25 protein-coding genes are annotated in these 25,949 nt (G+C 56.3%); 13 read left to right on the top strand and 12 right to left on the bottom strand.

The features are described 5' to 3' along the window. Positions 1-124: 124 nt before the first annotated feature. A complete protein-coding gene (locus ACAW74_RS02755; protein ID WP_370696658.1) occupies positions 125-481 on the bottom strand; it encodes a hypothetical protein in 357 nt (118 codons plus the stop codon). 19 nt (positions 482-500) lie between these two features. Further along, entirely contained in the window at positions 501-2,045 is a 1,545-nt protein-coding gene (locus tag ACAW74_RS02750; RefSeq protein ID WP_370696657.1) for a S8 family serine peptidase, read from the bottom strand. A gap of 98 nt (positions 2,046-2,143) precedes the next feature. On the opposite strand from ACAW74_RS02750, the gene ACAW74_RS02745 reads away from it, so the two are divergent. Beyond that, entirely contained in the window at positions 2,144-3,439 is a 1,296-nt protein-coding gene (locus tag ACAW74_RS02745; RefSeq protein WP_370696656.1) for an aminopeptidase P N-terminal domain-containing protein, read from the top strand. A gap of 71 nt (positions 3,440-3,510) precedes the next feature. Here ACAW74_RS02745 and ACAW74_RS02740 read toward each other — a convergent pair whose 3' ends face one another. Next, positions 3,511-4,152: a TetR/AcrR family transcriptional regulator gene (locus ACAW74_RS02740; protein ID WP_015331855.1), complete on the bottom strand. Its 642-nt coding sequence runs from the start codon at positions 4,150-4,152 to the stop codon at positions 3,511-3,513. 359 nt (positions 4,153-4,511) lie between these two features. Between ACAW74_RS02740 and ACAW74_RS02735 the strand changes: the two genes are divergently transcribed. Further along, on the top strand, positions 4,512-5,714 hold the full coding sequence (locus ACAW74_RS02735) for a saccharopine dehydrogenase family protein (RefSeq protein WP_370696655.1): 1,203 nt from the start codon (positions 4,512-4,514) through the stop codon (positions 5,712-5,714). Positions 5,715-5,766: 52 nt separating this feature from the next. Here ACAW74_RS02735 and ACAW74_RS02730 read toward each other — a convergent pair whose 3' ends face one another. From ACAW74_RS02730 to ACAW74_RS02720, 3 genes are all read right to left on the bottom strand, one after another. Continuing rightward, positions 5,767-6,387, bottom strand: a complete 621-nt coding sequence (locus ACAW74_RS02730) for a hypothetical protein (RefSeq protein WP_370696654.1) — start codon at positions 6,385-6,387, stop codon at positions 5,767-5,769. Between the two features lie 64 nt (positions 6,388-6,451). Beyond that, positions 6,452-7,225, bottom strand: a complete 774-nt coding sequence (locus ACAW74_RS02725) for an SDR family NAD(P)-dependent oxidoreductase (protein WP_370696653.1) — start codon at positions 7,223-7,225, stop codon at positions 6,452-6,454. A gap of 93 nt (positions 7,226-7,318) precedes the next feature. Then, a complete protein-coding gene (locus ACAW74_RS02720) occupies positions 7,319-9,019 on the bottom strand; it encodes an IlvD/Edd family dehydratase (protein WP_370696652.1) in 1,701 nt (566 codons plus the stop codon). Between the two features lie 149 nt (positions 9,020-9,168). Here ACAW74_RS02720 and murI point away from each other — a divergent pair, with 149 nt between their 5' ends. From murI to ACAW74_RS02680, 8 genes are all read left to right on the top strand, one after another. After that, positions 9,169-10,014, top strand: coding sequence for a glutamate racemase (gene murI, locus ACAW74_RS02715; RefSeq protein WP_370696651.1), 846 nt, complete (start codon positions 9,169-9,171; stop codon positions 10,012-10,014). A gap of 87 nt (positions 10,015-10,101) precedes the next feature. Beyond that, positions 10,102-10,713, top strand: a complete 612-nt coding sequence (locus ACAW74_RS02710) for a TetR/AcrR family transcriptional regulator (protein WP_370696650.1) — start codon at positions 10,102-10,104, stop codon at positions 10,711-10,713. A gap of 64 nt (positions 10,714-10,777) precedes the next feature. Beyond that, positions 10,778-12,058, top strand: a complete 1,281-nt coding sequence (locus ACAW74_RS02705) for a TolC family protein (RefSeq protein WP_370696649.1) — start codon at positions 10,778-10,780, stop codon at positions 12,056-12,058. A gap of 19 nt (positions 12,059-12,077) precedes the next feature. Beyond that, complete coding sequence (locus ACAW74_RS02700) at positions 12,078-13,031, top strand: HlyD family secretion protein (protein ID WP_370696648.1); 954 nt, start codon at positions 12,078-12,080, stop codon at positions 13,029-13,031. A gap of 11 nt (positions 13,032-13,042) precedes the next feature. Then, positions 13,043-13,954, top strand: a complete 912-nt coding sequence (locus tag ACAW74_RS02695; RefSeq protein WP_370696647.1) for an ABC transporter ATP-binding protein — start codon at positions 13,043-13,045, stop codon at positions 13,952-13,954. Beyond that, on the top strand, positions 13,947-14,681 hold the full coding sequence (locus ACAW74_RS02690) for an ABC transporter ATP-binding protein (protein ID WP_370696646.1): 735 nt from the start codon (positions 13,947-13,949) through the stop codon (positions 14,679-14,681). The genes ACAW74_RS02695 and ACAW74_RS02690 overlap by 8 nt, the downstream gene beginning before the upstream one ends. A gap of 25 nt (positions 14,682-14,706) precedes the next feature. Continuing rightward, positions 14,707-15,816, top strand: a complete 1,110-nt coding sequence (locus tag ACAW74_RS02685; RefSeq protein WP_370696645.1) for an ABC transporter permease — start codon at positions 14,707-14,709, stop codon at positions 15,814-15,816. A 27-nt stretch (positions 15,817-15,843) separates the two neighbouring features. Further along, positions 15,844-16,962, top strand: coding sequence for an ABC transporter permease (locus tag ACAW74_RS02680; RefSeq protein WP_370696644.1), 1,119 nt, complete (start codon positions 15,844-15,846; stop codon positions 16,960-16,962). A gap of 133 nt (positions 16,963-17,095) precedes the next feature. On the opposite strand, the gene ACAW74_RS02675 is transcribed toward ACAW74_RS02680, so the two are convergent. Next, positions 17,096-18,316: a nucleoside permease gene (locus ACAW74_RS02675; RefSeq protein ID WP_370696643.1), complete on the bottom strand. Its 1,221-nt coding sequence runs from the start codon at positions 18,314-18,316 to the stop codon at positions 17,096-17,098. A gap of 186 nt (positions 18,317-18,502) precedes the next feature. Between ACAW74_RS02675 and ACAW74_RS02670 the strand changes: the two genes are divergently transcribed. Then, positions 18,503-18,943, top strand: coding sequence for an NfeD family protein (locus ACAW74_RS02670; protein ID WP_370696642.1), 441 nt, complete (start codon positions 18,503-18,505; stop codon positions 18,941-18,943). A gap of 73 nt (positions 18,944-19,016) precedes the next feature. Here the strand turns inward: ACAW74_RS02670 and ACAW74_RS02665 are convergent, their stop codons facing one another. From ACAW74_RS02665 to pgeF, 4 genes are all read right to left on the bottom strand, one after another. After that, entirely contained in the window at positions 19,017-19,259 is a 243-nt protein-coding gene (locus ACAW74_RS02665; protein ID WP_370696641.1) for a GlsB/YeaQ/YmgE family stress response membrane protein, read from the bottom strand. Positions 19,260-19,362: 103 nt separating this feature from the next. Continuing rightward, positions 19,363-19,779, bottom strand: a complete 417-nt coding sequence (locus tag ACAW74_RS02660; protein ID WP_370696640.1) for a glyoxalase — start codon at positions 19,777-19,779, stop codon at positions 19,363-19,365. Between the two features lie 68 nt (positions 19,780-19,847). Beyond that, the gene (locus ACAW74_RS02655) at positions 19,848-22,127 is read right to left on the bottom strand and encodes a carbohydrate binding family 9 domain-containing protein (RefSeq protein WP_370696639.1); all 2,280 of its coding nucleotides are present in this window, start codon (positions 22,125-22,127) and stop codon (positions 19,848-19,850) included. A gap of 11 nt (positions 22,128-22,138) precedes the next feature. Next, on the bottom strand, positions 22,139-22,888 hold the full coding sequence (gene pgeF / locus ACAW74_RS02650; protein ID WP_370696638.1) for a peptidoglycan editing factor PgeF: 750 nt from the start codon (positions 22,886-22,888) through the stop codon (positions 22,139-22,141). A 72-nt stretch (positions 22,889-22,960) separates the two neighbouring features. Between pgeF and ACAW74_RS02645 the strand changes: the two genes are divergently transcribed. Both ACAW74_RS02645 and ACAW74_RS02640 read left to right on the top strand, forming a co-directional pair. Beyond that, positions 22,961-23,848: a LytR/AlgR family response regulator transcription factor gene (locus tag ACAW74_RS02645; RefSeq protein WP_370696637.1), complete on the top strand. Its 888-nt coding sequence runs from the start codon at positions 22,961-22,963 to the stop codon at positions 23,846-23,848. 171 nt (positions 23,849-24,019) lie between these two features. Further along, positions 24,020-24,751 carry a CPBP family intramembrane glutamic endopeptidase gene (locus ACAW74_RS02640; RefSeq protein ID WP_370696636.1) on the top strand — a complete coding sequence of 244 codons (732 nt, stop codon included), beginning with the start codon at positions 24,020-24,022 and terminating at the stop codon, positions 24,749-24,751. 113 nt (positions 24,752-24,864) lie between these two features. On the opposite strand, the gene ACAW74_RS02635 is transcribed toward ACAW74_RS02640, so the two are convergent. Beyond that, positions 24,865-25,788, bottom strand: a complete 924-nt coding sequence (locus tag ACAW74_RS02635) for an aspartate carbamoyltransferase catalytic subunit (protein WP_370696635.1) — start codon at positions 25,786-25,788, stop codon at positions 24,865-24,867. Positions 25,789-25,949 lie beyond the last annotated feature (161 nt).

The raw sequence follows: 25,949 nt of genomic DNA, 5'->3' as shown, positions 1-25,949 counted from the left end.
AAATAGGTCACTGTCTGAGCCGTTTTCATACCAGCCAGTGTTCCTGATTCCACGAGAAAACCCTATGTAGTGTTATTACCTGTGTACTGATGCTAATAGATGTTTAACCAGCAGGAAGTCTATGTTACTTAGGCTCAGTATTAATTGTAGGGTCAGATATTAAATATTTGATAGTGATGCTATCGCCTATATTGAGGAAACTATTTCTGATTACTCCCTCATATTCAATGTTGTTTACGTAAAAACTATAGTAGTGTCTAAACTCATGCGAAACAGGACCGTTCCCCAGAAAATGTTTCTTCTCAATAATAATAGCTCTAGCATATTTAGTAGGTCTTTCATCTAGCGTAGACTGAATGTAACTTTTATAGGTAGTTCTGGCGCAGTCTACCGGTATCCAAGCTAATAAGAAGAAACCGATAGCCAACTTAAGGAACTCAACCCAATTTTTACCAAAGATTGGTGCGACTTTAGGTCTCATTCTCAAGAGGGGTTACGCCTTATTCCCAGATCACTTCTACCACCTCCCGTTTGAGGTCGATGGTGGTGCGGGCTTCGTTGGGTTGTCGGCGGATGGTAAGCTGGTTTTTGGCGGGGCGCACCACCTCTTGCTGCAACACATGCGTGGCGTCTTTCTTCCGAAAAATCGACACGGCCGTTTCAGGTTGGGTGAGCGTCAGGGCAAACTGCTTGCCTTTGGCACGTACCTCGCGGGCCGTTTGGGGTGGTTCCTGTCCGCGTACCAACGCCAGGGCGCGGGTTGCCTGCGGGACGCCGTAGCCGACGTAATTGTTGCCGTAGGGGTACAGGTGCGCCGATTTCTCGATAATCTCCTTGATCTTCCGGCTCGACAGTTTCGGATTGGCCTGCATCAGACAGGCGGCAAACCCCGTAATGACCGGGGCCGACAGCGACGTACCGTAGAGCGAGAAGCAGGATACGTTGGGCTTCAGGTAGGGGAGGGGCTCCGGCCCGATACTGCTGTAGCCGATGCGGTTCCAGAAGCGCGAGTTGGTAGCGCCCACGGCCAGTACACCCTCAGCGTCGGCTGGCGTGCTGATGATCCGCCAGTTGCGGTCGTCGCCCTCGTTGCCCGCCGACACAATGATGAGCATGCCCTTCTTATCGACGGCCATCTGCGCCGCGCGGCTGATCAGGCTGGTATGGCCGTCCATCTGGAACGTTTCGTAATTCTCCTGCGGGTTGGAAAAGCCCCGCGCGTAGCCAAGCGAGGTGTTGATCAGCCGCACGCCCAGGCTGTCGAGCCATTCCATTGCTTGCACCCAGTTGTCTTCTTCGCCCCGAAACTCCCGGTTGCCGGCGTCGGTGCGGGCGAGGTAAAAGGTGGCGTCATAGCCCAGCCCTAGTTGCAGATTACCGACGGGATCGTAGCCCGCGATGGCTGCCAGCACCTCGGTGCCGTGGGTATCAGAATAGGTGTCGAGCGTGCGAAAGAGGTTGTCTTTCGATTTGGCCCGGTTCACGTAATCACGTACCTGCCGGAACCCACCCCGTTGCGCAATGGGCTTCAGCACTGCCGCCGAGTCGGCCGCAAAAAAGCCCGCGTCGATCACCCCGATCTGTACAAACCGACCGGTGAGGTTTTCCTGCGCGAACGCCTGCGACTGAATCTGACTCATTACCGGGGCTAATTGCGGCTGGCTCAGGCTGGGTACGTTGGGCAGGCTCGTAATTACGATGGCCGGGTCGATGGGGTGCAGGTCTCGCACGAAAGCCAGTCGTTTTACCTGCTCGCGCTGGGCATCGGTGAGCCGCGCCGACACCGCATTGAGCCAGCGCGACTGGCTTTTGGGTGCAATGCCCAGGGCCTGCAACTGCCGCACATACGTACCTGAAACGGGTTTATCGGTATCGTCGATCGACAGGTGCAGTGCCTGCCGGTTGGCCAGCGCCTGTGCCGATAGGGCGGGCATTGCCGAGGGGTCTTTGTCGGTCAGCAGAATCCAGTAGCTGGGTGGATTGCCTGACTGGGCGGCCGCCAGGGTAGCCGAAAGAATAAGAGCAAGAAGGAGCAGATGACGCATAGCGCAGCAGAAAACAACGATCTTTGGGCAGGGGAACAGCGCAGCCGAACTGCCCTCTTCTCCCAATCAACAAAACAAACACGATTTCGTCCTTGCTTATGCGCTATTCGCCCATTGATAGCCAACTTTTCGTACAAAATCGGCAGCGACTCACCCAACTGTTGCCCGCGAAGGCGATGGTGATCCTCAACGCCAACGATATTCTGCCCACCAACGCCGATGGCACGCTGCCGTTTCGGCAAAGCAGCGATTTGTTTTACCTGTCGGGCGTCGATCAGGAAGAGTCGCGGCTGGTGTTATTCCCCGAACACCCCGACCCGAAGTTCCGTGAGGTGCTGTTTCTGCGCGAAACCAGCGAGCTGATCGAAATCTGGGAAGGACACAAGCTTACCAAGGCCGAGGCCGAGGCCACATCGGGCATTCCGCAGAAACAGATTTACTGGAACACGCAGTTCGACGCCATTTTTACGCAGATGGTCTTCGAGGCGCAGGTCGTTTTCCTGAACGCCAACGAACACACCCGCAATGGCAACGAGGTAGAAACGCGTGAGGCCCGGTTCGTGGCCGATTTCAAACGCCAATACCCGCTGCATACGCTCGCCCGGCTGGCTCCGCTGATGCATCAGCTGCGGGCCATCAAGCTGCCGCAGGAAGTGGCGCTGTTGCAGCAGGCCATCGACATCACCGACGGCATGTTTCGTCGCCTGCTCGGCTTTGTGAAACCCGGCGTTTGGGAATATGAAATCGAAGCCGAGATGATGCACGAGTTTTTGCGGAATCGGTCGCGCGGGGCAGCCTATACGCCCATCATCGCGTCGGGGAAAAACGCCTGCGTATTGCATTACATCGAAAACAACGCGCAATGCCAGGCGGGCCAGGTACTGCTGCTCGATCTGGGGGCGGAGTATGCCAACTACAATGCTGATATGACCCGCTCGATTCCGGTGAGCGGCCGTTTCACGCCGCGTCAGCGGGCCGTATACGACGCCGTATTGCGCGTGATGAGGGCGGCCACGCAGTTGCTCGTAACGGGAAATATCTGGGACGAATATCACCGCGAAGTGGGCAAAATCATGGAGTCGGAATTGATCGGCCTTGGCTTACTCGATCGGCACGACGTGGCCAAACAGGACCCCGACGCCCCGCTTTACAAGAAGTATTTCATGCACGGCACCTCCCACTTCCTGGGGCTCGACGTGCACGACGTAGGCAACAAGTATCGCCGCTTTGAGCCGGGCATGGTCTTCACCTGCGAACCCGGCATTTATATCCGGGAAGAGGGGCTGGGTATCCGGCTCGAAAACAACATCCTGATCACCGAAACGGGCAACATCGATTTGATGGCCAACATTCCGGTGGAGGCCGACGAGATCGAGGCGTTGATGAATGCCTGATAAACGAACAGGCAGCGGGTTATGCCCGCTGCCTGTATCAATGCACTAAGGGAGGGATGTGTAGAAAACGCTTACTTGGCAACGGCTTCTTTGCTTTCGAGGGCCATACTCAGGCTGTTGAAGATGCGGCGAACGGCCGTTTCAACGCGGTCCCAGCCCTCTTCGGTCGTCATGTCGAGGTCAAGGATTTTAGTGCGGTTGCTACTGACGAGGGTCATATACGTTACCCCGCCCAGTACGATCGCCGTTAGGGCCGCCGGATCATAAGCCGGGAACGGTGCGAGTTTATCGACGATCTTTTTGTACGACTCGTTACGGAACGTCGACAGGCGGCGGGCCAGTTCGGTTTCGCCGTTCTGCATTTCCCACCGGATCAGCTCCTGCGATGATTTACGGCTACGGAATTCGCGGGCCAGTTTGATGACATACTCCGACCAGATTTTGCTGCGCTCTTCAGGGGCTGGGTTTGACGGCACCGTGTCGATAAACCGGTCGTTAAACATTGATAGGAAGAAGCCACGCTGCACGTAGGCTTCCAGTAGCCCATTCCAGCCACCGAAGTAGCGGTAAATGAGTACTTTGTTGACTCCCGCCTTTTCGGCTACGGCGTTGATGCCGGCCTTTTTGGTCCCTTTTTCGGCCATAACGTCACCCATAGCGCGCAGGATGCGTTCCATGGTCATGGCCCGGTTACGTCTTTTTACTTGCTTCATAGTCACTCTGTTTTAGAAGTTGTCACTCAATACTTGGCACCTGTATTCGCAAAACTGTAGAATTAGAATCATGTTACCAAGCGGTAACGTGAAAAAAATTGAACGGTAAGTATTATATTATTATAGAAACATAACCAAATATAAATAGACGCTTTCGGTTAAATGACTCGTTATCAATGTACCAACAATTAAGTGGGTGATTAACGTCTTATTTCATGCGTACTTGAGGGTTAGTAAACTGGTTTTGTAACCACTGATTTACACGGAAACCAGCTAGCGAACGGCCCGCCGAATTAGCAGGCAGCCGGTCGTTCTGCCTATCTTTGCACCTAAAATAATGATAAAGTAATCATAAGTCTATGGCCAATGTGCTAATAATTGGGGCGGGTGGTGTAGGCAGTGTCGTGGCGCACAAATGTGCCCTGAATGCCGACGTTTTCACCGACATTACGCTTGCCAGCCGCACGAAAGCAAAGTGTGACAAGATCGCTGCCGAAATCAAGTCGATGCACGGCGTTACCATCAAAACCGAACAGGTCGATGCCGACGTAGTGGCCGATATGGTGGCTCTGATCGAACGCGTCAAGCCATTTCTGGTGATCAACGTGGCGCTGCCTTACCAGGATCTGCCCATTATGGACGCCTGTCTGGCAACCAAAACGCACTACATGGATACGGCCAACTACGAGCCGAAAGACGTTGCCAAGTTTGAATACAGCTGGCAGTGGGCCTACAAACAGCGTTTTGAAGAGGCGGGCATCATGGCCCTGCTCGGCTGCGGGTTCGACCCCGGTGCCACGCAGGTGTTTACGGCCTACGCCGCCAAGCATCAGTTCGACGAGATGCACTACCTCGACATCATCGACTGCAACGCAGGCAACCACGGCAAGGCGTTTGCCACCAACTTCAACCCCGAAATCAACATCCGGGAGATTACGCAACCGGGTCGTTACTGGGAAAACGGCGAGTGGATCGAAATTCCGGCGATGAGCATTCACAAACCGGTTGTATATCCCGAAATTGGTCCTAAGGAGTCGTACGTGCTGTATCACGAAGAACTCGAGTCGTTGGTGAAGAACTTCCCGACGCTGAAACGGGCCCGGTTCTGGATGACGTTCGGGCAGGCGTACCTGACCCACCTCGAGGTGCTTCAGAACGTAGGCATGACTCGCATCGACCCGGTGAAATTCAACGGGATGGACATTGTGCCGCTCGAATTCCTCAAAGCGGTGCTGCCCGCGCCCGACACGCTCGGTGAGAACTACACCGGCCAAACCAGCATTGGCTGCCAGATCAAAGGCGTGAAGGATCGGCAGGAAAAAACTTATTATATCTGGAACAACTGCGACCACGCTGAAACCTACAAAGAGGTACGCGGGCAGGCCGTTAGCTACACTACCGGCGTACCGGCCATGATCGGGGCCATGCTGCTGATCCAAGGCGACTGGCTCAAACCCGGCGTCTGGAACTGCGAAGAACTCGACCCCGATCCGTTTATCGAACAAATGAACAAGCAGGGGCTACCTGTTCAGGACAAAATCCTGACCGAGGAAATCGTGTAACGTACCTGCTGGCTGAACTTTAGTACCCACCAACGGCGGTTGGCCCACGAGGCTAGTCGCCGTTGGTGTATCTGGCTGGGTACGTTACTGGCTCAATGGCTTGTTTCACCAGACTCTCGACCTCGGCCGACCAACCGGTGTATCGTTCCGACCCGTAGAAATAAGCCGAAACAAAAGATGGATGGGTCAGGTCGACGCCGCGTGAGTAGGTACTCTGCCAATGGCTGGGTGCGTTCACCGTAGCCTCGGCAAACGTGGCCGCGTTGACAGTGAAAACGGTGCCCTGCGGCACAGTGGCCACCCGACTGAACGGAAATTGGGATACAAATACCGGACTTGCTGGTTGGCCTTTTGTCTGAATGATAACCAGATAATCAGACGGATTGGCTGTGCAGTCGATAACCGTTTTCCGGCTGCTGTAGCTATACCAGCCGATGCCTGCGACCAGCAGGATAGCCTCCGCGAAGATCAGCGGACGGTAGGGCAGAAAAAACAACGCCAGCCGATCGACGGCCATAACCAACAGCACCATGAGCAGAAGGGCCGTCAACGCACCGGCTTCGAGGCCGCTCGAATCGCGGGGAATGGCTTTTAGCAGGAGAATGCCCCCCACCAATAGTAGGAGCACACCAACCACCAGAATGGGTGTCAGTTTAAAGAGTGCAGGATTCATGGTGTGTAGGTACTTCATAATTAGCACCTACACCGTAAACGATTTCCTGCTAACTGTTTACTGATTATACGGGTGGTATGCCCACGGCTGTCCAGCCACCGTCGATGGTGAGGGTTTGTCCGGTAATATGGCTCGCGGCGGGCGAAAGCAGAAAGAGCGCAGCCGCGGTGATGTCGTCGACGGTGGCCGGGCGGCCCATCGGTGTGATCCGCGACCAGATTGGAATATAGGTCGGGTCGTCGGTGGTGCGTTCGGTGAGGGTGGCCCCCGGTGCGACGGCGTTGATGGTGATGCCCTCCGGCGACAGGTCGATAACGGCCTGCCGGGTCAGCATCTGTAACCCCGCTTTGGTCATGCTGTAAACGGGTAAACCCGGATGCCCTAGCTGCCCCACCACCGACGACATCAATAGCAGCCGACCAGCGATGCCCGCTTCGTTTTTGCCTTGCGCCCGCATTTGGGTAGCCGCCGCCTGCACCAGAAAAAAGCTGCCGCGCAAGTTCAGATCGACGATTTTCTGATAGGCTTCGGGGGTGGTGGTAAACAGATCGCCAAATACCGTAATGCCCGCATTGGCAATCGCGATGTCGAGCCGACCGAACGTACCCACGGCCGTTTCGACCAGGTGCCGGATAAACGCCACGTCGGATGCATCGCCGGGCAGGGCCTGGCACACACCACCTTCCTGGCGGATTGTCGCCGCCGCCTGTTGCGCCAGGTCAGCATCAAAATCATTCAGCAGCACATTGGCGCCCTGCCGGGCCAGTTCGCGAGCCATGGCAAACCCGATACCCTGTCCGGCTCCGGTAATGAGGGCAGTTTGATGAAGAAAGGTCATTTCTAAAATACAGTATAGGCAAATGTTCCATCAGCGGGCGTTTAGGTGCCCCGGGTTCAAACCCGGGGCACCTAAACGTCCGCTGATGAGATGTCAATGCGAATCGCGCTTGACGACGCTGCCCGACCCACCGCGCAGAAAATCGAAATCGACGCCTTCGTGCGCCTGCGTGACGTGGCGGATAAACAGATTAACGTACCCACGGTCATAGCCCAGTTCGAGCGGGGTGAACTTAGCCAGTCGAAGGGCCAACTCTTCGTTCGACACGTGCAGGTGCAGGCTGCGGTTAGGTACGTCGAGGGTAATGAGGTCGCCATTCTGTACGAACGCCAGATTGCCACCCACCGCCGATTCGGGAGAAACGTGCAACACCACCGTACCGAAACCCGTACCGCTCATGCGCCCGTCGGAGATACGTACCATGTCATGCACACCCTGCGCCAGAATTTTGGCGGGTAGCGTCATGTTGCCGACTTCGGGCATACCGGGATACCCACGCGGGCCCACGTTTTTCAGCACCAACACGCAGTCGGGGTCTACGTCTAGGTTAGGATCGTCGATCCGGGCTTTGTAGTCGTCGATGTTTTCGAAGACCACGGCCCGGCCCGTATGTTGCATCAGCGCGGGGGTGGCAGCCGAAGGCTTCAGCACCGCGCCGTTGGGGCAGAGGTTCCCGCGCAGCACCGCAATGCCCGAATCGGGTTTAACCGGATTCGCCAGCGTGCCAATCACGGCCGGGTCATAGCACCGGGCGTCGGCGCAGTTTTCGCCCATTGTTTTTCCGTTTACGGTCAGCGCATCGCGGTGCAACAGGGGAAGTAGTTCTCGAATCACGGCGGGCAATCCACCGGCATAGAACAGGTCTTCGACAAAATGCTCACCCGAGGGTTGCAGGTTGGTCAGCAACGGAATCTTGGCCGACAGCGTGTCGAAATCATCGAGCGACAGGTCGACGCCAATCCGACCCGCGATGGCCGTCAGGTGCAGAATGAAATTGGTCGATCCGCCGAGTGCCGCATTCACCATGATGGCGTTTTCGAACGCCTGGCGGGTCAGGATTTTGGAGGGCGTAACGCCTTCGCGCACCAGCTCTACCGCCCGCACGCCCGTCATGTGTGCCAGCACTTTGCGGCGCGAGTCGGCGGCGGGGATTGTGGCGTTGTCGGGCAAGGCCAGGCCGAGGCTTTCGACCATCGCGGCCATCGTGGAGGCGGTGCCCATCACGGCGCAATGGCCCTGCGAGCGAGCCATCGCCGCTTCAGCCGCAATAAACTCGGCCTGCGACATGGTACCCATCTTGTATTCTTCGGCAAATCGCCACAGGTCCGACGTACCTATCTTCTTACCCTGAAACCGCCCGGCGAGCATCGGCCCTCCCGATACCACCATCGTGGGAATATCGACCGAGCAGGCGCCCATCACCAGTGAAGGCGTGGTTTTGTCGCAGCCGCACAGCAGAATCACGCCGTCGATGGAGTTGCCCCGGATGCTTTCTTCCACGTCCATACTGGCGAGGTTGCGGAACAGCATGGCGGTGGGTTTGATCTGGCATTCGCCCAGCGACATCACCGGAAACTCGAGCGGGAAGCCGCCCGCTTCCCAGACGCCCCGCTTCACGGCCTCGGCCAGGTCGCGGAAGTGCGCGTTGCAGGGCGTCAGTTCCGACCAAGTATTGCAGATGCCGATGACGGGCTTGCCTTCAAATTCGTGGTGGGGAAAGCCCTGATTTTTCATCCAGGCCCGGTAAATGAAGCCGTCTTTTCCCGTACGGCCAAACCATTCTTGTGAACGCATTCGTTTAGTCTAGAAAGTCGTTTTACTGAAGTACAAAGTCTAGAAAGTCGTTTTTTTGCCACTGGCAAGTAAAGAGCCGACTAAAGGGTAAAGTATAGTAAGGCGACTTTCCAGACTTTGTACTTATTCAGAAAACGACTTTCCAGACTTTGAGTAACCAACCGATCGGCATCTTTGATTCGGGCTATGGCGGGCTAACCGTGATGCGCGAAATCGTGAACGCCCTGCCTCAGTACGACTACATGTACCTGGGCGACAACGCCCGCACGCCCTACGGCACCCGTTCGTTCGAGACAGTATATGCCTACACGCTGGAGTGTGTGCGCTATCTGTTCGAGCGCGGCTGTCGGCTGGTAATTCTGGCCTGCAATACGGCCTCGGCCAAAGCACTGCGTAATATTCAGCAGCTCGATCTGCCCCGGCTTTTCCCCGGCGAGCGGCCGGGCGATTTGCCTACGCGGCGGGTGTTAGGCGTAATCAGGCCCACGGCGGAGGTGATTGGTAGCTACTCGGTAGCGGGCCATGTAGGTGTTTTGGCAACGAGCGGCACCGTCACGTCGGAGTCGTATCTGGTGGAGATCAACCATTTCTTTCCCCGCCTGAACGTGGCGCAGGAGGCTTGCCCCATGTGGGTGCCACTGATCGAAAACGGCGAACATACGCACCCCGGCGCCGATTATTTCGTCTACCAGCACCTCGACCGGCTGCTGACTCGCGACCCCTATATCGACACCATTCTGCTTGCCTGCACGCACTACCCGCTACTGATCGACAAAATAAAAGCCGTGTTACCCACCCGTATCCGGTTGGTCAGTCAGGGACCGATTGTAGCGGCCAGCCTGACCGATTACCTGCTGCGCCACCCTGACTTGGCCGACCAGTGTAGCCAGAATGGTACCCGCCAGTTTCTGACCACCGATTCGCCCGCCGACTTCAGCCGACAGGCCAGTACGTTCTGGGGCGACGAAGTAGCCGCTGGAAAGGTCGTACTTTAGCGGTGATCGCTAGTTGTAAAAAATAAATTTAAACACTTGTTTAATTGATAGGCGTGCCCTTACATTTGTCACGTCGTTGGGTGCATTATGGCGCAGGAACCGAAAGACACAGAAGTAAAAATTAAGGAGGCGGCCCGGAGGGTATTCTTGGAAAAAGGGTACGAAGGGGCAAAAATTCGCCAGATTGCCGATGCGGCTGGGGTGAATGTTGCCCTGGTCAATTATTACTTCCGAAGTAAGGAAGAACTGTTCCGAAGTATCTATCAGGAAACGCTGGCAGATTTTCTTAGCCGCCTCGCCATCCTGCTGAATGAAGAAACGCCCATTGAAGTGAAAATCTGGAAACTTGTCGATCGATATGTCGACTTTTTAATGGATAATCCCATGATTCCCAGTTTTATACTATCTCAAGCGAACGCTGAAGCCGGAGGTTTCGTACGGCAATTACCAATTAAGGAAATCGTGGAGCAGTCCTATTTCCGGAAGCAACTGCTGGAGGAAGCCGCCAAAGGAACAATCCGCCCGGTTCACCCGCTGCAACTGATCATGTCTATGATTGCCAACATCGTTTTCCCCGTAATAGCCCGGCCTGTGCTGTCATACATCGGCTCGCTCGACGATGAGGCATACCGGCAGTTTATCAACGACCGAAAAAAGATAGTACCTGAGATGCTAATGGCGTACCTGCAAAAAAAATAGGGGCGGTTCACGGCCTATTTTTTTTATCCGTTTATTAAACAAGTGTTTAAATTTTGTTTTCGCGATGGTCAAAACAAGAAAGCTGTTTATCCCACTGTGCCTGCTGGCGGTGAGCGGGCTGGCGCAACCGGCTCCTCCTGGTAACAGAATAACCCTGAGCGATTGCTACACGGCGGCTCAGGCTAATTATCCCCTGCTCCGGCAGCAGGGGATAATTCAGCAAACGGGTGAGCTGGCGATTAACTCGTTGCAACAGAACCGGCGCTTGCCGCAGGTTCTGGTCAATGGGCAGGCAACCTGGCAGTCCGACGTGACCCGGCTGCCTATCGAGCTACCCAACTTAGCTTTCCCATCGTTAAGTAAAGACCAGTATCGGCTAACACTCGATGCCAGCTACACACTATACGATGGCAATTTGCTGCCATTGCAAACGGCCTTACAACAGGCCCAGACAGCTACTGCCCAGCAACAGCTAGTGGTGGAACTGAATCGGTTAAAGGAGCAGGTGAACGGGCTCTTTCTGAATACACTGCTCACCAGCGAAACAATCGGGCTCACGCAGGTGCAACTAACAGACCTGCGAAGCCGAATGGCCAAACTACAAGCCAATGTGAACTACGGCAACGCCGCGCCGATGAACCTGGATGCCCTGCGGGCCGAAATGATCCGGGTTGAACAGCGACTGGCTGACCTGCACGCTACCCGCCACGGCCTGCTGGGAAGCCTGCAACTACTCACCGAACTGCCCATATCCGACAGCACCCAACTGGCAGTAGAGGAGCTACCACTGGTGCCGCCACAAGCGCCAAATCGGCCTGAACTGGCACTCTTCAACCGGCAACGGGCCCTGGCCGATGCCCAGTTGGGTTTGCTGGCGCAGCGGACCAAACCGCGCTTGAGCCTGTTTGCGCAAACGGGCCTGGGGCGACCCGGCCTCAATTTGCTGAGCAATGAATTTAAAGGGCTGTTTATTGGTGGGCTCCGGCTCAACTGGAATCTGGCCGGTATGTATACCCTCAAGAACGACCGGCAGATCCTGGACCTGAACCGGCAGGTAATTGATAGCCAACAGGCTACGTTTGAAAAGAACCTATCGGTGCAACTGAGGCAGCAACAAACCGAGATCGACCGGCTTGAAGCCCAACTGGGTCGCGATGCCGAACTGATCGGCCTACGCTCGAAAGTAAGGCAGGCAGCAGCGGCCCAACTGGACAACGGCGTGATCGCTACCCGCGATTACACCACCGAGTTGACGAACGAGACTCAGGCAAAACTTAATCAAAAAATTCACGAACTCCAGCTCCTTCAGGCCCGCATCCAGTACCGGACGCTGTCGGGCAACTGAGCCATTTACAGTTGTATCCATGAAAACGAACTCCCTGTTTATGTTGCTGACGCTGGTGGCCTGCCAGCCCAACAACGAACGAGCCGACGCTTATGGCAATTTTGAAGCCGTCGAAACGATGGTGGCGGCGCAGGCTACTGGCGCCCTCTCGCAGCTATCGCTCGAAGAAGGCCAGGTGCTGAAGGCCGGGCAGCCTGTTGGACAGATCGACCCCGAACAACTCCTGCTGCGCAAGGCACAACTCGTAGCCAGCCAGCAGGCCGTCAGACAACGTACCCCCGACATAACCACCCAACTCTCGACCTTTACCGGGCAACTTGCCGTGCAGCAACAGCAGTTGCGCACCTTGCAGCACGAGCGGCAACGTACCCAGCAGCTCCTGGCGGCCGGTGCCGCACCGACTAAGCAACTCGATGATATTCAGGCGCAGATCGACGTTATACAACGACAGATGGACTTGATTCGGCAGCAGCGGATCGCCCAGGCCTCGGCCCTGAGTACGCAGCGGAATGGGATCACCGCCGAAGTGGCCCCGCTTACCGAGCAGATACGGCAGCTCGACGACCAGATCAAGAAAGCCACCGTCGTGAATCCAGTAGAGGGGGTCGTTACGGTCAAGTATGTCGAACCGGGTGAAGTGGTCAGCTACGGAAAGCCGTTATTCAAAATCGCCGCGCTCGATCAGATCACCCTGCGGGCCTACGTATCGGGCGATCAGTTGACGAGCATCAACGTTGGGCAGCGGGTGCAGGTCTATGTCGATGCGCCCAACAATACCCTCAAACCCTATACCGGTACGGTCATCTGGATAGCGAGTAAAGCGGAGTTTACGCCCAAGGTCATTCAAACCCGTGAGGAACGCGTTAATCTGGTTTATGCGTTGAAAATCAGCGTAAAAAACGACGGCGGATTGAAGATCGGGATGCCGGGCGAAGTGCGTTTTACGTCAGACCAGCCCGTAGCAAATCGCTAATTCGACAGGCTATGGAAGCTGTACTGACCATCGATAAGCTATCGAAAGCCTATAATGGCAAACAGGCCGTCGGAGCGATATCGCTGACGGTCCAACGCGGCGAACTGTTCGGCCTGATCGGCCCCGACGGAGCTGGTAAAACCACCCTGTTCAAAATACTGGTTACGCTTCTGACGCCCGATCAGGGGCAGGCTACAGTACTCGGCCTCGATGTGGTTCGCGATTTTCGGGCCTTGCGCACGCAGATTGGCTACATGCCGGGCCGATTTTCGCTGTACCCTGATCTGACGGTTGAAGAGAACGTATCTTTTTTCGCAACGGTCTTTGGCACCAGCATACAGGCCAATTATGAACTGATCCAGGATATTTATGGGCAACTGGAGCCCTTCCGGCAGCGGCGGGCCGGGGCATTGTCGGGTGGGATGAAACAGAAACTTGCCCTCTGCTGTGCGCTGATTCACAAACCCAACGTGCTGTTTCTGGACGAACCAACAACGGGCGTCGATGCGGTGTCGCGGCGGGAGTTCTGGGATATGTTGGCCCGCCTGAAAGACCATGGGTTGACCATCCTGGTGTCGACTCCCTACATGGATGAAGCCAGCCGGTGCGACCGTATTGCACTGATGGATGGCGGCCAGTTGCTCGCCGTTGACACCCCAAAGGGGATTGAGCAACGATTCGACCAGCCTTTGTATGCGGTACGCGCCCGCGATACCTATCGGCTGATTCAGGACTTGCGGCAGGCACCGTTTACGCAGACCTGCTACGCTTTCGGTGAGTACTTGCACCTCACTACCCAGCCGGGAACGTACCCAGCCGCAATTGAAACGTACCTGCATGAACGCCAGCATAAGGCTATCGAGGTAAACCCAATAACGGCCAGCATCGAAGACAGTTTTATGGCCCTGATGAACAATGGATAAAGCCGTGGTTACCAACCGCCTCACCAAGCGCTTCGGGGCGTTTGTTGCTACTGATGAACTAACGTTCGACGTGGCGCCGGGCGAAATTTTTGGCTTTTTGGGTGCCAACGGCGCCGGTAAAACCACCGCCATCCGCATGCTCTGCGGCTTGCTGGCGCCGTCGTCGGGTGAGGCGTACATTGCTGGCTTTGACGTGTATCGGCAGGCCGAGCAGATCAAACAGGTGATTGGCTACATGAGCCAGAAATTTTCGCTTTACGAGGATCTGACTGTACGCGAAAATATTCGGTTCTACGGGGGGATTTACGGCCTGAAACCGGCCGACCTCAACGCCAAGGCCGACGCTATCATCAAACAGCTCGATTTGGGGCGTGTGGCCGACTCACTGGTGGTGTCGATGCCACTAGGCTGGAAACAGCGGTTAGCTTTTTCCGTAGCGCTCATTCACGACCCGAAAATTGTTTTTCTGGATGAACCAACCGGGGGCGTCGACCCCATCACGCGGCGGCAGTTCTGGGATATGATTTACGAAGCTGCCCACCGGGGCACCACCATCTTCGTAACAACGCACTACATGGATGAGGCCGAATACTGTAACCGGGTCTCGATCATGGTCGATGGGCGGATTAGCGCCCTCGGCACCCCACATGACCTGAAGCAGCAGTTTCAAACCGACTCTATCGACGGCGTATTCCAACTGCTGGCGCGGGGTACGTCAGCCAAATGAATCCGGTCCCATACTCCCGTTTGTTATGAATCGCTTCGCCGCTTTCGTCAAAAAAGAGTTTTTCCATATTCTTCGCGACCGCCGGACCCTTCTGATCCTGTTTGGGTTGCCCTTTGTGCAGGTACTCATCTTCGGCTTTGCCCTGACCAACGAAATCAAAAACGCGCGCATCGCCGTGCTCGACTTCGACCATGCTCAGCACAGCCAGCAACTGCTAAACCGGCTGCTCTCGTCGGGCTATTTTCGGCTGGAAACCAACCTGCGCTCGTATACCGACATCGAGGCTGAGTTTCGGAAGGGTAGGGTCAAACTGGTGGTGGTGTTCCCGCCCCGCTTTACCCATCAACTCGCGCACGACCTGCAGGCGCAGGTGCAGATCTTGACCGACGCAACCGAACAGAACACGGCCATCAGCCTGACTAACTACGCTACGAACATTATGCAGGCCTACGTGGCGGAGCTAAACCCGGTGGTTGGTCGCGTGCCCATGGCGATCGACGTGTCGACGCGCATGGTGTTCAACCCGACGCTCAGAGGGGCTTATGTATTTGTGCCGGGGGTGATGGCGATGGTGCTACTGCTGGTATCAGCCCTGATGACCTCCGTGACGATTGCCCGTGAGAAAGAAACCGGGACCATGGAAGTACTGCTTGTTTCGCCGCTGTCGCAGGGGCAAATTCTGTTCGGCAAAGTGCTGCCTTATCTGCTCCTTTCCTTTCTGAACGGCTGCCTGATCATCGTGTTGGGCGTGGGGCTGCTGGGCATGCCTCTCAACGGGAGTCTGCTGCTGCTGCTGGCCGAAACACTGCTCTTTATTTTTCTGGCGCTGTCGATTGGGTTATTTATCTCGACCATTGCCGAAACCCAACTGGTGGCCATGTTTACGTCTATGCTGGTGATGCTCATGCCCACGATTTTCCTGTCGGGCTTCATTTTTCCCATCGAGAGCATGCCTAAAGCCCTACAACTGATCGCCAACATCATACCCGCCCGTTGGTTTATCGACATCGTCAAGGGCATCATGATCAAAGGCGTCGGCTTATCGTATCTCTGGAAACCCACGCTTATTCTAGCCAGTATGGCAGCGCTGATTATGGGCATTAGCCTGCGCAACCTCAAACCAAGGCTGGAATAGCCTTCATATCGTCAACCGCTCATCACCATGTACCGCATTCGTTTTCTGATCGAGAAAGAATTCAAGCAGATTTTCCGCAATACGGTCTTGCTGCGGATGATGCTGGCCGCGCCCATCCTGCAACTGGTGGCGTTGTCATATGCCGCCAATTTTGAAGTGAAAAACCTCACCATCGCCGTGGTTGATCAGGACCATACCACCTACGCCCAGCGATTGGCGGGTAAGTTTCGCTACATCGACAATTTCCGGTTTGTGGGGTACGTACCGGCCTATAAACTTGCCTATCAGCAGTTGCTCGCTGGGGGCGCCGACCTGGTACTGGTGATTCCGCCCCATTTTGAACGGGATCTGAGCCGCGACAATCGGGCGGCGTTGCAATTAATGGTCAACGCCATCGACGGCTCGAAAGCGGGTATTGCGGCTGGGTATGCCCAAAGTATCATTCGCGATTTTAACGAAACCGTCCGCACAGAGACCGTTGCTGTGGCGAATGGCGACCCACGTACCCAGCTTGATGTGAGCTCGATGTACTGGTACAACCCACGCCTCGAATACCGCACGTTTATGGTGCCGGGTATCCTCTTCGAACTGCTGATACTGATTGGCGGGATGATCGCCGCGCTGAACATCGTCCGGGAGAAGGAAATCGGTACACAGGAGCAACTCAATGTGACGCCCATCCGAAAGTATGAGTTTATCCTGGGTAAACTCATACCGTTTGTGATTATTGGTATGGTGCAGTTTACGATAGGGCTGGCCGTTGGTGTATTCCTGTTCAAGGTTCCCGTGGTGGGGAGCATTCCGCTGATGTACGCCTTTGCCCTGCTGTTTCTGCTGGTGAGTGTGGGGCTGGGCCTGCTCATTTCGACCGCCGCCGACACCCAGCAACAGGCCATGTTTCTGGTATTTTTCTGTCTGGTACTGTTTATCCTGCTGAGCGGGTTGTTTTCATCAACCGACGATATGCCGGTCTGGGCGCAGGTGATCAACACGATTAACCCGCTACGGTATGTGATTGAAGCCGGCCGCAACGTGATGCTCAAAGGCAGTACGTTTCAGGATATGAGCCTTCAGTTTGTTGCGCTGGCCGGTATTGCCAGCGCATTGCTGCTGCTGGCGATGTGGCGTTTTCGTAAAACGAACTAAACCTCACTAATGAATAATGCACAATGAATAATGTACGATGTACAATGGCCCTGTCGGCAGACCGTTACTGGGCAGTGCGTTTACGCCAGCGCCAGCCATTGTACATCGTACATTATACATTGTGCATTATTCATTACAAAGCCCCCGGCACCAGCTCTTCCTGCTTCGGAGCGGCCGATTTGCGGTCGGTGAAGAAGAGTACAAAGAGTACCAGCACCACGGCGGCAATACCGGCGGGCACCATCCAGAATTTGAGGTAGTCGATGCCGTTGGGCGTTTTGGCCCAGTCTTTCACCACCCCCGACAGGTAGGAGCCGATGCTCATGCCAATGCCGTAGGTAGCCAGCGAAATCAGCCCCTGCGCGGATGAGCGAATGCTGTCGTTGGCTTTGTTGTCGGTGTAGATCTGCCCCGTTACAAAGAAGAAATCGTAGCAGACGCCGTGCAGGATAATGGCCAGATAGAACATCCAGATACCCGCGTTTGCATCACCATACCCAAAAAACAGGAAGCGGGCAATCCAGGCAATCAGCCCTACAATCAACATGTTTTTCACGCCCAGCCGCGTAAAGGCAAACGGGATCAGCAGCATGAAGATCACTTCCGAGGCCTGCCCCAGCGACATCACATTCTCTACGTTTTGCATGCCCGAATCCGTGAGGGCGGGGTTAGCCATAGCGTAGTAGAACGACAGCGGAATGCAGATCAGCACCGACGAAATAAAGAAAATGGCAAACGAGCGATCTTTGAAGAGCTGGAAGGCGTCGAGACCCAGAATCTGCCCCAACGACGTACCTGCGGATGCCTTGGGGGGCGTGTTGGGCAGGAAGAATGAGAAAACGCCCAGCGCCAGCGCCGCATACATCGACAGGTTGAAGATCGTCACTTTATCGCCGATGCCGTAGTAGCCGACGATGTTGGTCACCACGATCCAGGCGATGGTGCCCAGTACCCGGATGCCGGGAAATTCTTTTTCGGGGCTGCGCATTTGCTGCATCGCAATCGACGAGGTCAGGGCCAGCGTGGGAGCGAAGGTGAGGCAGTACACCAGCAGCACCCAGAAAAACTGATCGGGGTCGTTGACGCCCGTGAGCCAGTAGAGCACCGCCGCGCCCAGCAGATTCAGAATACCCAGCACCCGCTGCGCCGCAAAGTAGCGGTCGGCGATCATACCCACGAAAAAGGGCGCGGCCAGCATGGCCAGCGAGAAGGTGGCGAAGGCGGCGCCCTGCTGCACTCCCGTAGCGCCCATACTCTTTTCCATGTATTTGGTAACTTGGCCATACCAGGCTCCCCACATGAAAAACTGGAGAAACATCATGGCCGATAATTGCAGACGGGTCGAGAGCGACATGGACTGAGCGGTTTTGGTTTACGATACAATTCGAGGTAAGCCCGAATTTACTCAGAAAAACCAAAACAGAGTCCAGTCACGGCTTCCGGCCGCTTGCCCCGTCTGGTGGCCGCTGATCGGGAAAGTATAGGTTTACTAAATGCGAAGGCTGTACTTTCATCTATACCAAACTACCCTGATCAACTCATGAGCACGTTTCTGACCATGCATCCGGCGCTGGCCTGGGCCACGCTGGCGGCCATCCTGCTGATCGCCGAAGTGGTGAACAATAGCTTCGTTTTCGCCTTTTTCAGCGTGGGCGCTGCGTTGGTTGCCATGCTGACGGGCTTGGCGGTAACTAGTGGGATCGATAGCCAGCTACTGGTGTTTGCGCTGGTGTCAGTCGGGGCGATGGTGGTCTTCCGGCAGCGGCTCAGGGGCTTATTTGCTGGATCGAAGCAAAACGAATACGTCGAATTTATTGGCGACCGGGTCACCGTTACGCAAACCATTCCGCCGCAGGGGCTGGGGCGGGTACAGTATCGCGGCACCGAGTGGTCGGCCCGCACCGAAACGGGTAAAACGCATCGACCCGGCGAAGGAACTACCATCCGCCGGGTCGAAGGCATTGTATTGGTTGTGGATTGAAGAGAGTGGTTGACTGGCCAACGGCTGACGCATTCTCATCTTACGTCAGTCTACGTTGGCCAGTCAACTTATGTTAGGCTCTACGAGTGCTACCCTTAATGAGAGCGGCAATGCCGAGAATAACCACGGCACCAACAAACGACGTCAACACGGCATCGAGGAAACCAGTTGAGCGGCCAAATACCCAGCCGCCAACAATACCACCGGCGATACCCAGCAGAATTTCAACGAGCAGTGAGAACGAGAAACGCTTGAAAACGAGATCGGCCAGCCAACCGGCGATGGCACCAACAAGGATTGAGGTCAGGATACCCATGATAGCTCTACAGTTTAAGGTTGATTTGTTGTTCTGTTAAAAACATCTTAAGAACAGCCGACCTACAACTTTGTTTTCGTGAGTTAAGGAATGGCTTCATTTGTTAGTGCAACATCAGGTCAATTTGGCTGCACAAACGCTGTACAATCAGGTCAACCAGCCGGCGGGTCAACTCGGCTTCGTCGATGCGGAAGGCGGTCCATTCCCCCGTCGTAAACTGGCCAATAACCACGCCCACCAATAAGTTTTTGAATTTCTGATCGGTACGGATGCTGTGGTCTATGTAGGCCTCCTGTTCGGGGCGGGGTAGTTTGGCAAACCGCCCTTCAAGGCCAAGTTGTTTCCGCTTGGTCAGGTAATCGCGGAACAGCCCAAGCAACAGTTCATTCTGTAGTTTCAGAATCGGGCGTAAGGTGTCGTTCTGAAAGGCTTCGGCCGGGTTGCTGGTAATCGGTTCGGTAGCCACCGCAGGCCGGAGGGCTACCAGCGTTTCATCGCGTGTTTGGGTCGTGTCAGTCATCAGTAAGCAGCGAGACGAGGGGAAAAGCAACGCCTGCTTACCTAATGACGAATGAGCGACAACTGTTTTTAAAACTGTTTCAGGTAGCTCAGTTTACCAATCAAATGCTGCTCCTGCTGCCGAAACTCCTGCTGCCGCACTGTGCTGGTATAGGCGCGCTGATTGAACACCAGATACAGAAACGACAGCGGCTGGTACTCCCATGACAGGCGAATGTTGTAGGCATCGCGGTTCAGGTCGGTGTTGTACTGGTAAAAACCAATCAGTTGCAGGCGCGGGTTAAGCGCAAACCGACCTTCGATGCTGTACAGTTTGACCGACGGACTTTCACGATTTTCGCCGACCTCGCTGAACTGGTTGCCAATGTACCGGCCGGTCAGTGACACGTGGGGGAGGGGAGCGTAACGCACGGTCAGGTCGGTGGTGGCGAGGTTGCCGTTGTAATAACCGCCCATTTCGTAGTTCAGCGTGTAGGACAGCCTGCGCGACGGATCGCTGGCCAGCCAGGCCGCGTAGCGGGTGTAGCTGTATTCGCCCGGCGCAATGCGCACGCCCAGCGGATCGAACCCTTCTGCCAGAAACTGGTAGGTCGGGTTCAGAAACAGGCCGAAGAAGCCGCCACTTTGCAGGTTGAGCCAGAAAGGATTGAGGTTCAGCTGCCGTTCCACCAGCCGCCCGGTGGTGATGGAATGGTAAAACTCCGGCATAAAGCCTGGCTCAAACGCGCGGATAACCTTGCGGAAGGGCAGCCATTTACCCCGGCTCAGCCAGAAAACGCCGGGCGTGGTGGCGACCACGTCGCTGCGCGACACAAACCCAACGCCGGGGTTGAAACTCGCCGTAACGACCGATTCCGTCCACCAGAATTTCCACTGGTTCGTTTGCAACAGATACTGAACGTACCCAGCAAACCCCTGATCACCCGCCATGGACGCGGCTCCAGGTACGTTAGCCACCGACGTACCTGAGCGCATCAGCATGCTGCTGATCGACTGGCTCTCCGAGAGCCGGAAAAAGCCGTCGATAGCCCCGACCCAGTTGGTGCGACCGGGCTGACCGACCCGGCCCAGCGAGTCGACAAGCTGGCTTTCGTCGCGCAGGGTCACCAAGGCACCAAGGCGGCTCTGCGGACCAATATTCTGCGAAAACCGGCCCACGGCAAAGGTGGTCGTGGGGCTGTTGCCAACGCCCCGCTGCCGCATCAGTAGCGCCCCATAGTTGGTTGTCAACGACCGGTGTACGAGCCGTGCCCCCGCATCGATGGGGATTGGGTTACCGGCATTGTCGAGGCCAATGCGGCGGCTGAAAAAAGGCTGGATGCGCATTGATCCCCCCGAAAAATCTTCGTAAGGCGACAGATTTGGACCGAAGAGACTGGCGTTTTCGAGAAAAAACTGTCGTCGTTCGGGGAAAAAGACCGAGAAGCGCGTCACGTTGTTGACCTGCCGGTCGGCGTCGGCCTGCGCAAAGTCGGTGTTGGCCGTCAGGTCCAGTACGGTATTGGGGTTGATGGCCCACTTGAGTTCGCCGCCCAGCTTCACGGCCTCATCACGCCGGTTCCCCACGTCGGTTCCGTTGTATCGATCGCTCGAAACGAGCACGTAGGGCTGTACCCGGATGTTGGCACGGGGTGGGGGCGGTTGCAGGCCCGTAACACGCCCGGCGTAGTCCATCCGGAGTGCACTGAACGAACGCGGATACCGCGACCAGCCCGATACCTCGTTGGTCATGCGGCGGTTACGGAAAAAATTGATGCCCCACGTGTGCGTCGAATCCTGGCTGCCTCGGTAACGCAACGTTTGCCAGGGAATGGCAATTTCGGCCACCCAGCCCGAATCGGTGCGGGTGGTCCTGACGCGCCAGAGCCCGTCCCAGTCGGTGTCGTATAGCAGGTCGTCGAACGAGAGCAGGTCGCGCTGTGTGCCGTAGGGGTTCGCCATAAACGTCATGGCATTGCGCCGGTCGTTGAAACCGTCGATCGATATGCCGATGTAATCGTGCGAGCGGAAGCTGAAGTCGCGGCGCAGGTCGGTGGCCCGGATACTCCGCCGGCCCAGCGAATCGCGGCAGAACGCACCGATGTACAGGTATTGCTGGTTGAAGAGCAGGCGGATGTCGGTGTCGTGGTTGGCCCGGTCACGCTGCACGGGTTCGATCATCGTAAACCGATTGGCGGGCACAGCCTGCTGCCAGGCGGCTTCGTCGAGCCGGCCATCCACCCGGAGCTGACTTTGAATAGGCGTCGCTACCACCACCCGCTTCACCGAATCGGGCTGAAAAATAGGCTGATCCTGCGCGGCGGCGGCAAACGAGAAGAAAAGAAACGTAACGAGTAGTTGTTTAAGCATAGGCGTAGGAATTAGCGCACACCAATAATGGCCAGCATCCGGCCGGTGAGGCCACGCTCGAGACGGTGCGAGAAATAGTCGGTGTTGTGGATAATGGTTGAGTAAGTCGAGATGTCGATCTGGGCGTCGGTCAGGCCGAAGGCGCGGAGCTGATCGGCATTGGCCTGTTTGAGATCAACCAGGGCTTTGCCCGTAGCGGGGTCGAGTTGTTTCCGGTGCTCGGCAAATTGCGCGGCCACGTCTGGCCCCACCTCGAAATTAGCCGCATCGATGCACGTACCCACGTAGGCGAGACAGTCAGCGGGCTCCGTACCATATTCTCGCTGCATGGTTTGCAGGGCGTTGGTCACGATCCCACCGACGGTGCCGCGCCAGCCCGCATGAATAGCGGCCACGGCCCGGTTCCGCCGATCATACACCAGAATGGGCGTGCAGTCGGCGACGGTAACCCCCACGAGCAGGCCAGGTACGTTGGTGACAAGGGCATCGTATCCAGTGGTGCGGATAGCCTCCGTTGCCACAAATACCTCGGTGCCGTGTACCTGATACGACGAGGCCAGCGAGCTTTCGGAATGTCCCCACTGCGCCAGCCAGCGCCGCCGGTTTTCGGTCACGTGCTCAGGTACGTCGTCGGTGTTGATGCCCAGGTTATTTGTCGTATAGGGTGGCTGACTAACGCCCTGATGACGGGTGCTTTCGGCGGCAATCAGTTGCGGTTGGTCGAGGAAGAGGGTCGGAGTACGATAGGAGGGGGTCAACATAATGACAAAAATAGTAGTCAATAGCCACTGAAATGCTGACAGGTGCTGGCGGTCGCTGCTATTTTTACGGCTATGCTTCAATCGGTACAGGCCTTTTTGAATCGGCCTCTTTCGGAGGATTTTTCGTTGCGCCATCAGGCCAAACTGTCGGCGCAGGCGGTCCTCTACGTGTTCGTTTTCCTGTTTTTATTTATGGGCGGCAACAGCGGCAGCTACCCCCGCTGGCTGGTGCTGGGTACGTTGGCGGCGGGTTGTGGCCTCAGCTCATTGGCGGCCAACGTGGTGTTGCCTGCTCTTTTCCCGGCTTATTACGACGAAGAGCGCTGGACTGTGAAACGCCACATTGGGCACGTGTTGCTGGTGCTGTTGTTTGTGGCGATGGGCAATCAGGCCGTTTTGTCGCTGCTCGGTCTGGCGTCGCCCACTTTCCTGATGATGTATCTGCTCGTGACCGCGATCGGTTTCTTTCCCGTTAGTCTGGGTATTATGCTGGCCGAACAACGGCGGCTGAAACGAAATCTGGCTCAGGCCGAGGCGCTTAATCGTGAATTGGATCGGCTTCACAACGTACCTACAGCACCACCCGCCGAAGCGGTGTTACCCCGGTCTATCTCATTGGCGAGTGAATCGGGCAAAGACCGCCTGAACCTGCTGCCCAACCAACTGATCTACGTCGAGTCGGTGGGTAATTACGTGGAGGTGCACTGGCTGAACTTTATGTTTCCGCAGAAAACCGTGTTACGCAGCACGCTGAAAGACGTGGAGGCAGCCCTGGCCGATCAGCCGCAGTTTTTTCGCTGCCACCGCGCCTTTATTGTCAATCTGCGGGCGGTGAGCTACACCACCGGCAACGCCCGCGGTTATCAACTGACGATGAGTGGCTCAAACCGCGAGATTCCTGTATCGCGTACCTACGTACCCAATTTTGATCAACGCATGGCCGACCTGGCCGCAGCGTGATCAGTGGCCTAAAACCGAAGCAAACATTCTTTTCCGTTTGTCCCAAATATGGCCTGTTTGTCCCGGCAGCGGTGGTTTATCCCAGGTACGTGCGGACTGTCTCGGTGCCTTGCTGGGGGGCGGGTGAGCGGGCACCTTTGCGCTGGTCTTCACCCCTAAACCAATCGCCCGATGAACCACGCGCTGCTTACTAATCCCAAAACGGCCGAGGTCCGTGTCAACTGGACCGCCGTGGCCTGCTTCTACACGCTGGCCTGCACGATATCGTACGCCCTGCGCCACGTACCCAACCCCACGGCCGGGCTGCTGCCGTACCAAACCATTTTTACCTACGGCCTGGGGCCCATCGTGGCGGCGTTACTTACCCGTCAACTTTTCCCCGCCGTAGCCCATACCGTAACGATTCTGGGTGACCGGCCCCGCCGAACGTTGCTGGTTGTATTGCTGCTTTTGCTGCTGGGCGTTGCGTTCGGCGTAACCAACAAACGGGGTGTGGAGCCGCACCTGTTTGGCGGGTTGGTAGTAATATCGGGTCTGCTGTACGGGTTTGTGGAGGAAATGGGCTGGCGGGGATTTCTGCACGATGCCCTGCGGCCGCTACCTGCCTGGGCACGCGTTGGACTAACGGCGCTACTCTGGTGCGGCTGGCACTTCACGTTTATGCCTGACCTGTCGGCAGTGTTGGGGCCGCGCACCCCCACACTGGTGGTCGTCGTGGGGTTTGTGCTGGGAGCCTGGGGCCTTGGCAACGCGGCTGAGCGAACCCGGTCGGTGCTGGTGGTGGCCTGCCTGCACGCAGCCATGAACCTGCCTTGGGTAGCCGTGCCTTGGTCGGGCTTGGCGCTGGGTGTGCTGGCTATTGGCTGGACGGCACTGCTCTGGACTTGGCAAAAACAGCCTTAGTACTTACGTTCTGAGTTTTCTGTCCTCTGTCTTCAGTCTTCTGTTGGCTGACGCAGGTTTACTCTTGCGTCAGCCAACAGAAGACTGAAGACAGAGGACAGAAAACTCAATAATCACCGTTCCTGGGCCAGCAAATACAGCACCGCCATCCGAACGGCGACGCCGTTTTCTACCTGATCGAGGATGATGCTGTGGGGCGAATCGGCGGCGTCGGAGGTAAGTTCGACGCCCCGGTTGATGGGGCCGGGGTGCATCAATACGATGGGCCGGTCGAGTTCGTCGAGCATCTGCCGGCTAATGCCGTAATAGAGGGAATATTCCCGCAGCGAGGGGAAGTACTTAATCTGTTGCCGTTCCAGCTGAATGCGCAGCACGTTGGCGACATCGCACCAGGCAAGGGCTTCGCGTACGTCGTGTCCGATACGTACCCCGAGCGATGACATGTACTTGGGAATGAGCGTCGTAGGGCCGCAAACCATAACGTCGGCCCCCTGCTTTTGCAAACAGAAAATGTTGGACAGAGCCACCCGCGAGTGGGTGATGTCGCCGATGATCGCCACGCGTTTGCCCGCCAGATCGCCCAGCTTTTCGCGCATTGAAAACGAGTCGAGCAGGGCTTGCGTGGGGTGCTCGTGGGTGCCGTCGCCCGCGTTGACGACGTTTGCCGGTATCCGGCTCGACAGGTAATGCGGTGCGCCGGGGCTACTGTGGCGCATCACGATCATGTCGACCTTCATGGCGAGAATGTTGTTGACGGTATCGAGCAGCGTTTCTCCTTTCTTGACCGAGCTGCCCGAGGCCGAAAAATTGACAACGTCGGCCGAAAGACGCTTCTCCGCCAGTTCAAACGACAGGCGGGTGCGGGTCGAATTCTCGAAAAAAACGTTGGCGATGGTCACGTCGCGTAGCGAAGGGACCTTCTTGATGGGGCGGTTGATGACGTCCTTAAACTGGGTAGCCGTTTCCAGAATCAGCTGGATGTCGGTCTCCGTCAGGTCTTTAGTGCCGAGTAGGTGGCGCGTACTGAGTTGCGGCATGGCGAACGATTTGCCAAAGATAAGCGTAGAGACGCAATCCCTTGCGTCTCGCGGGCGTCAGCAACAAACGACATCGCTGAGAACCCGGTATAAATCGATTGCTGACGCCCGGGAAACGCATGGGAATGCGCGGTCCGCCGCTGCGGTTTCTACGAATTGAA

Origin of the sequence: Fibrella musci (assembly GCF_041321105.1) — a bacterium.
GTDB classification, from domain to species: Bacteria; Bacteroidota; Bacteroidia; order Cytophagales; family Spirosomataceae; genus Fibrella; species Fibrella musci.
The sequence above is the reverse complement of the archived record's forward strand: the minus strand, read 5'-3'. Positions and strand labels throughout refer to the sequence as shown.

Bases quoted from the DNA above. Each gene is read 5' to 3' on its own strand.
- ACAW74_RS02755 (WP_370696658.1), bottom strand. From the start codon at position 481: ATGAGACCTAAAGTCGCACCAATCTTTGGTAAAAATTGGGTTGAGTTC.
- ACAW74_RS02750 (WP_370696657.1), bottom strand. From the start codon at position 2,045: ATGCGTCATCTGCTCCTTCTTGCTCTTATTCTTTCGGCTACCCTGGCG.
- ACAW74_RS02745 (WP_370696656.1), top strand. From the start codon at position 2,144: ATGCGCTATTCGCCCATTGATAGCCAACTTTTCGTACAAAATCGGCAG.
- ACAW74_RS02740 (WP_015331855.1), bottom strand. From the start codon at position 4,152: ATGAAGCAAGTAAAAAGACGTAACCGGGCCATGACCATGGAACGCATC.
- ACAW74_RS02735 (WP_370696655.1), top strand. From the start codon at position 4,512: ATGGCCAATGTGCTAATAATTGGGGCGGGTGGTGTAGGCAGTGTCGTG.
- ACAW74_RS02730 (WP_370696654.1), bottom strand. From the start codon at position 6,387: ATGAATCCTGCACTCTTTAAACTGACACCCATTCTGGTGGTTGGTGTG.
- ACAW74_RS02725 (WP_370696653.1), bottom strand. From the start codon at position 7,225: ATGACCTTTCTTCATCAAACTGCCCTCATTACCGGAGCCGGACAGGGT.
- ACAW74_RS02720 (WP_370696652.1), bottom strand. From the start codon at position 9,019: ATGCGTTCACAAGAATGGTTTGGCCGTACGGGAAAAGACGGCTTCATT.
- ACAW74_RS02710 (WP_370696650.1), top strand. From the start codon at position 10,102: ATGGCGCAGGAACCGAAAGACACAGAAGTAAAAATTAAGGAGGCGGCC.
- ACAW74_RS02705 (WP_370696649.1), top strand. From the start codon at position 10,778: ATGGTCAAAACAAGAAAGCTGTTTATCCCACTGTGCCTGCTGGCGGTG.
- ACAW74_RS02700 (WP_370696648.1), top strand. From the start codon at position 12,078: ATGAAAACGAACTCCCTGTTTATGTTGCTGACGCTGGTGGCCTGCCAG.
- ACAW74_RS02695 (WP_370696647.1), top strand. From the start codon at position 13,043: ATGGAAGCTGTACTGACCATCGATAAGCTATCGAAAGCCTATAATGGC.
- ACAW74_RS02690 (WP_370696646.1), top strand. From the start codon at position 13,947: ATGGATAAAGCCGTGGTTACCAACCGCCTCACCAAGCGCTTCGGGGCG.
- ACAW74_RS02685 (WP_370696645.1), top strand. From the start codon at position 14,707: ATGAATCGCTTCGCCGCTTTCGTCAAAAAAGAGTTTTTCCATATTCTT.
- ACAW74_RS02680 (WP_370696644.1), top strand. From the start codon at position 15,844: ATGTACCGCATTCGTTTTCTGATCGAGAAAGAATTCAAGCAGATTTTC.
- ACAW74_RS02675 (WP_370696643.1), bottom strand. From the start codon at position 18,316: ATGTCGCTCTCGACCCGTCTGCAATTATCGGCCATGATGTTTCTCCAG.
- ACAW74_RS02670 (WP_370696642.1), top strand. From the start codon at position 18,503: ATGAGCACGTTTCTGACCATGCATCCGGCGCTGGCCTGGGCCACGCTG.
- ACAW74_RS02665 (WP_370696641.1), bottom strand. From the start codon at position 19,259: ATGGGTATCCTGACCTCAATCCTTGTTGGTGCCATCGCCGGTTGGCTG.
- ACAW74_RS02660 (WP_370696640.1), bottom strand. From the start codon at position 19,779: ATGACTGACACGACCCAAACACGCGATGAAACGCTGGTAGCCCTCCGG.
- ACAW74_RS02655 (WP_370696639.1), bottom strand. From the start codon at position 22,127: ATGCTTAAACAACTACTCGTTACGTTTCTTTTCTTCTCGTTTGCCGCC.
- pgeF (WP_370696638.1), bottom strand. From the start codon at position 22,888: ATGTTGACCCCCTCCTATCGTACTCCGACCCTCTTCCTCGACCAACCG.
- ACAW74_RS02645 (WP_370696637.1), top strand. From the start codon at position 22,961: ATGCTTCAATCGGTACAGGCCTTTTTGAATCGGCCTCTTTCGGAGGAT.
- ACAW74_RS02640 (WP_370696636.1), top strand. From the start codon at position 24,020: ATGAACCACGCGCTGCTTACTAATCCCAAAACGGCCGAGGTCCGTGTC.
- ACAW74_RS02635 (WP_370696635.1), bottom strand. From the start codon at position 25,788: ATGCCGCAACTCAGTACGCGCCACCTACTCGGCACTAAAGACCTGACG.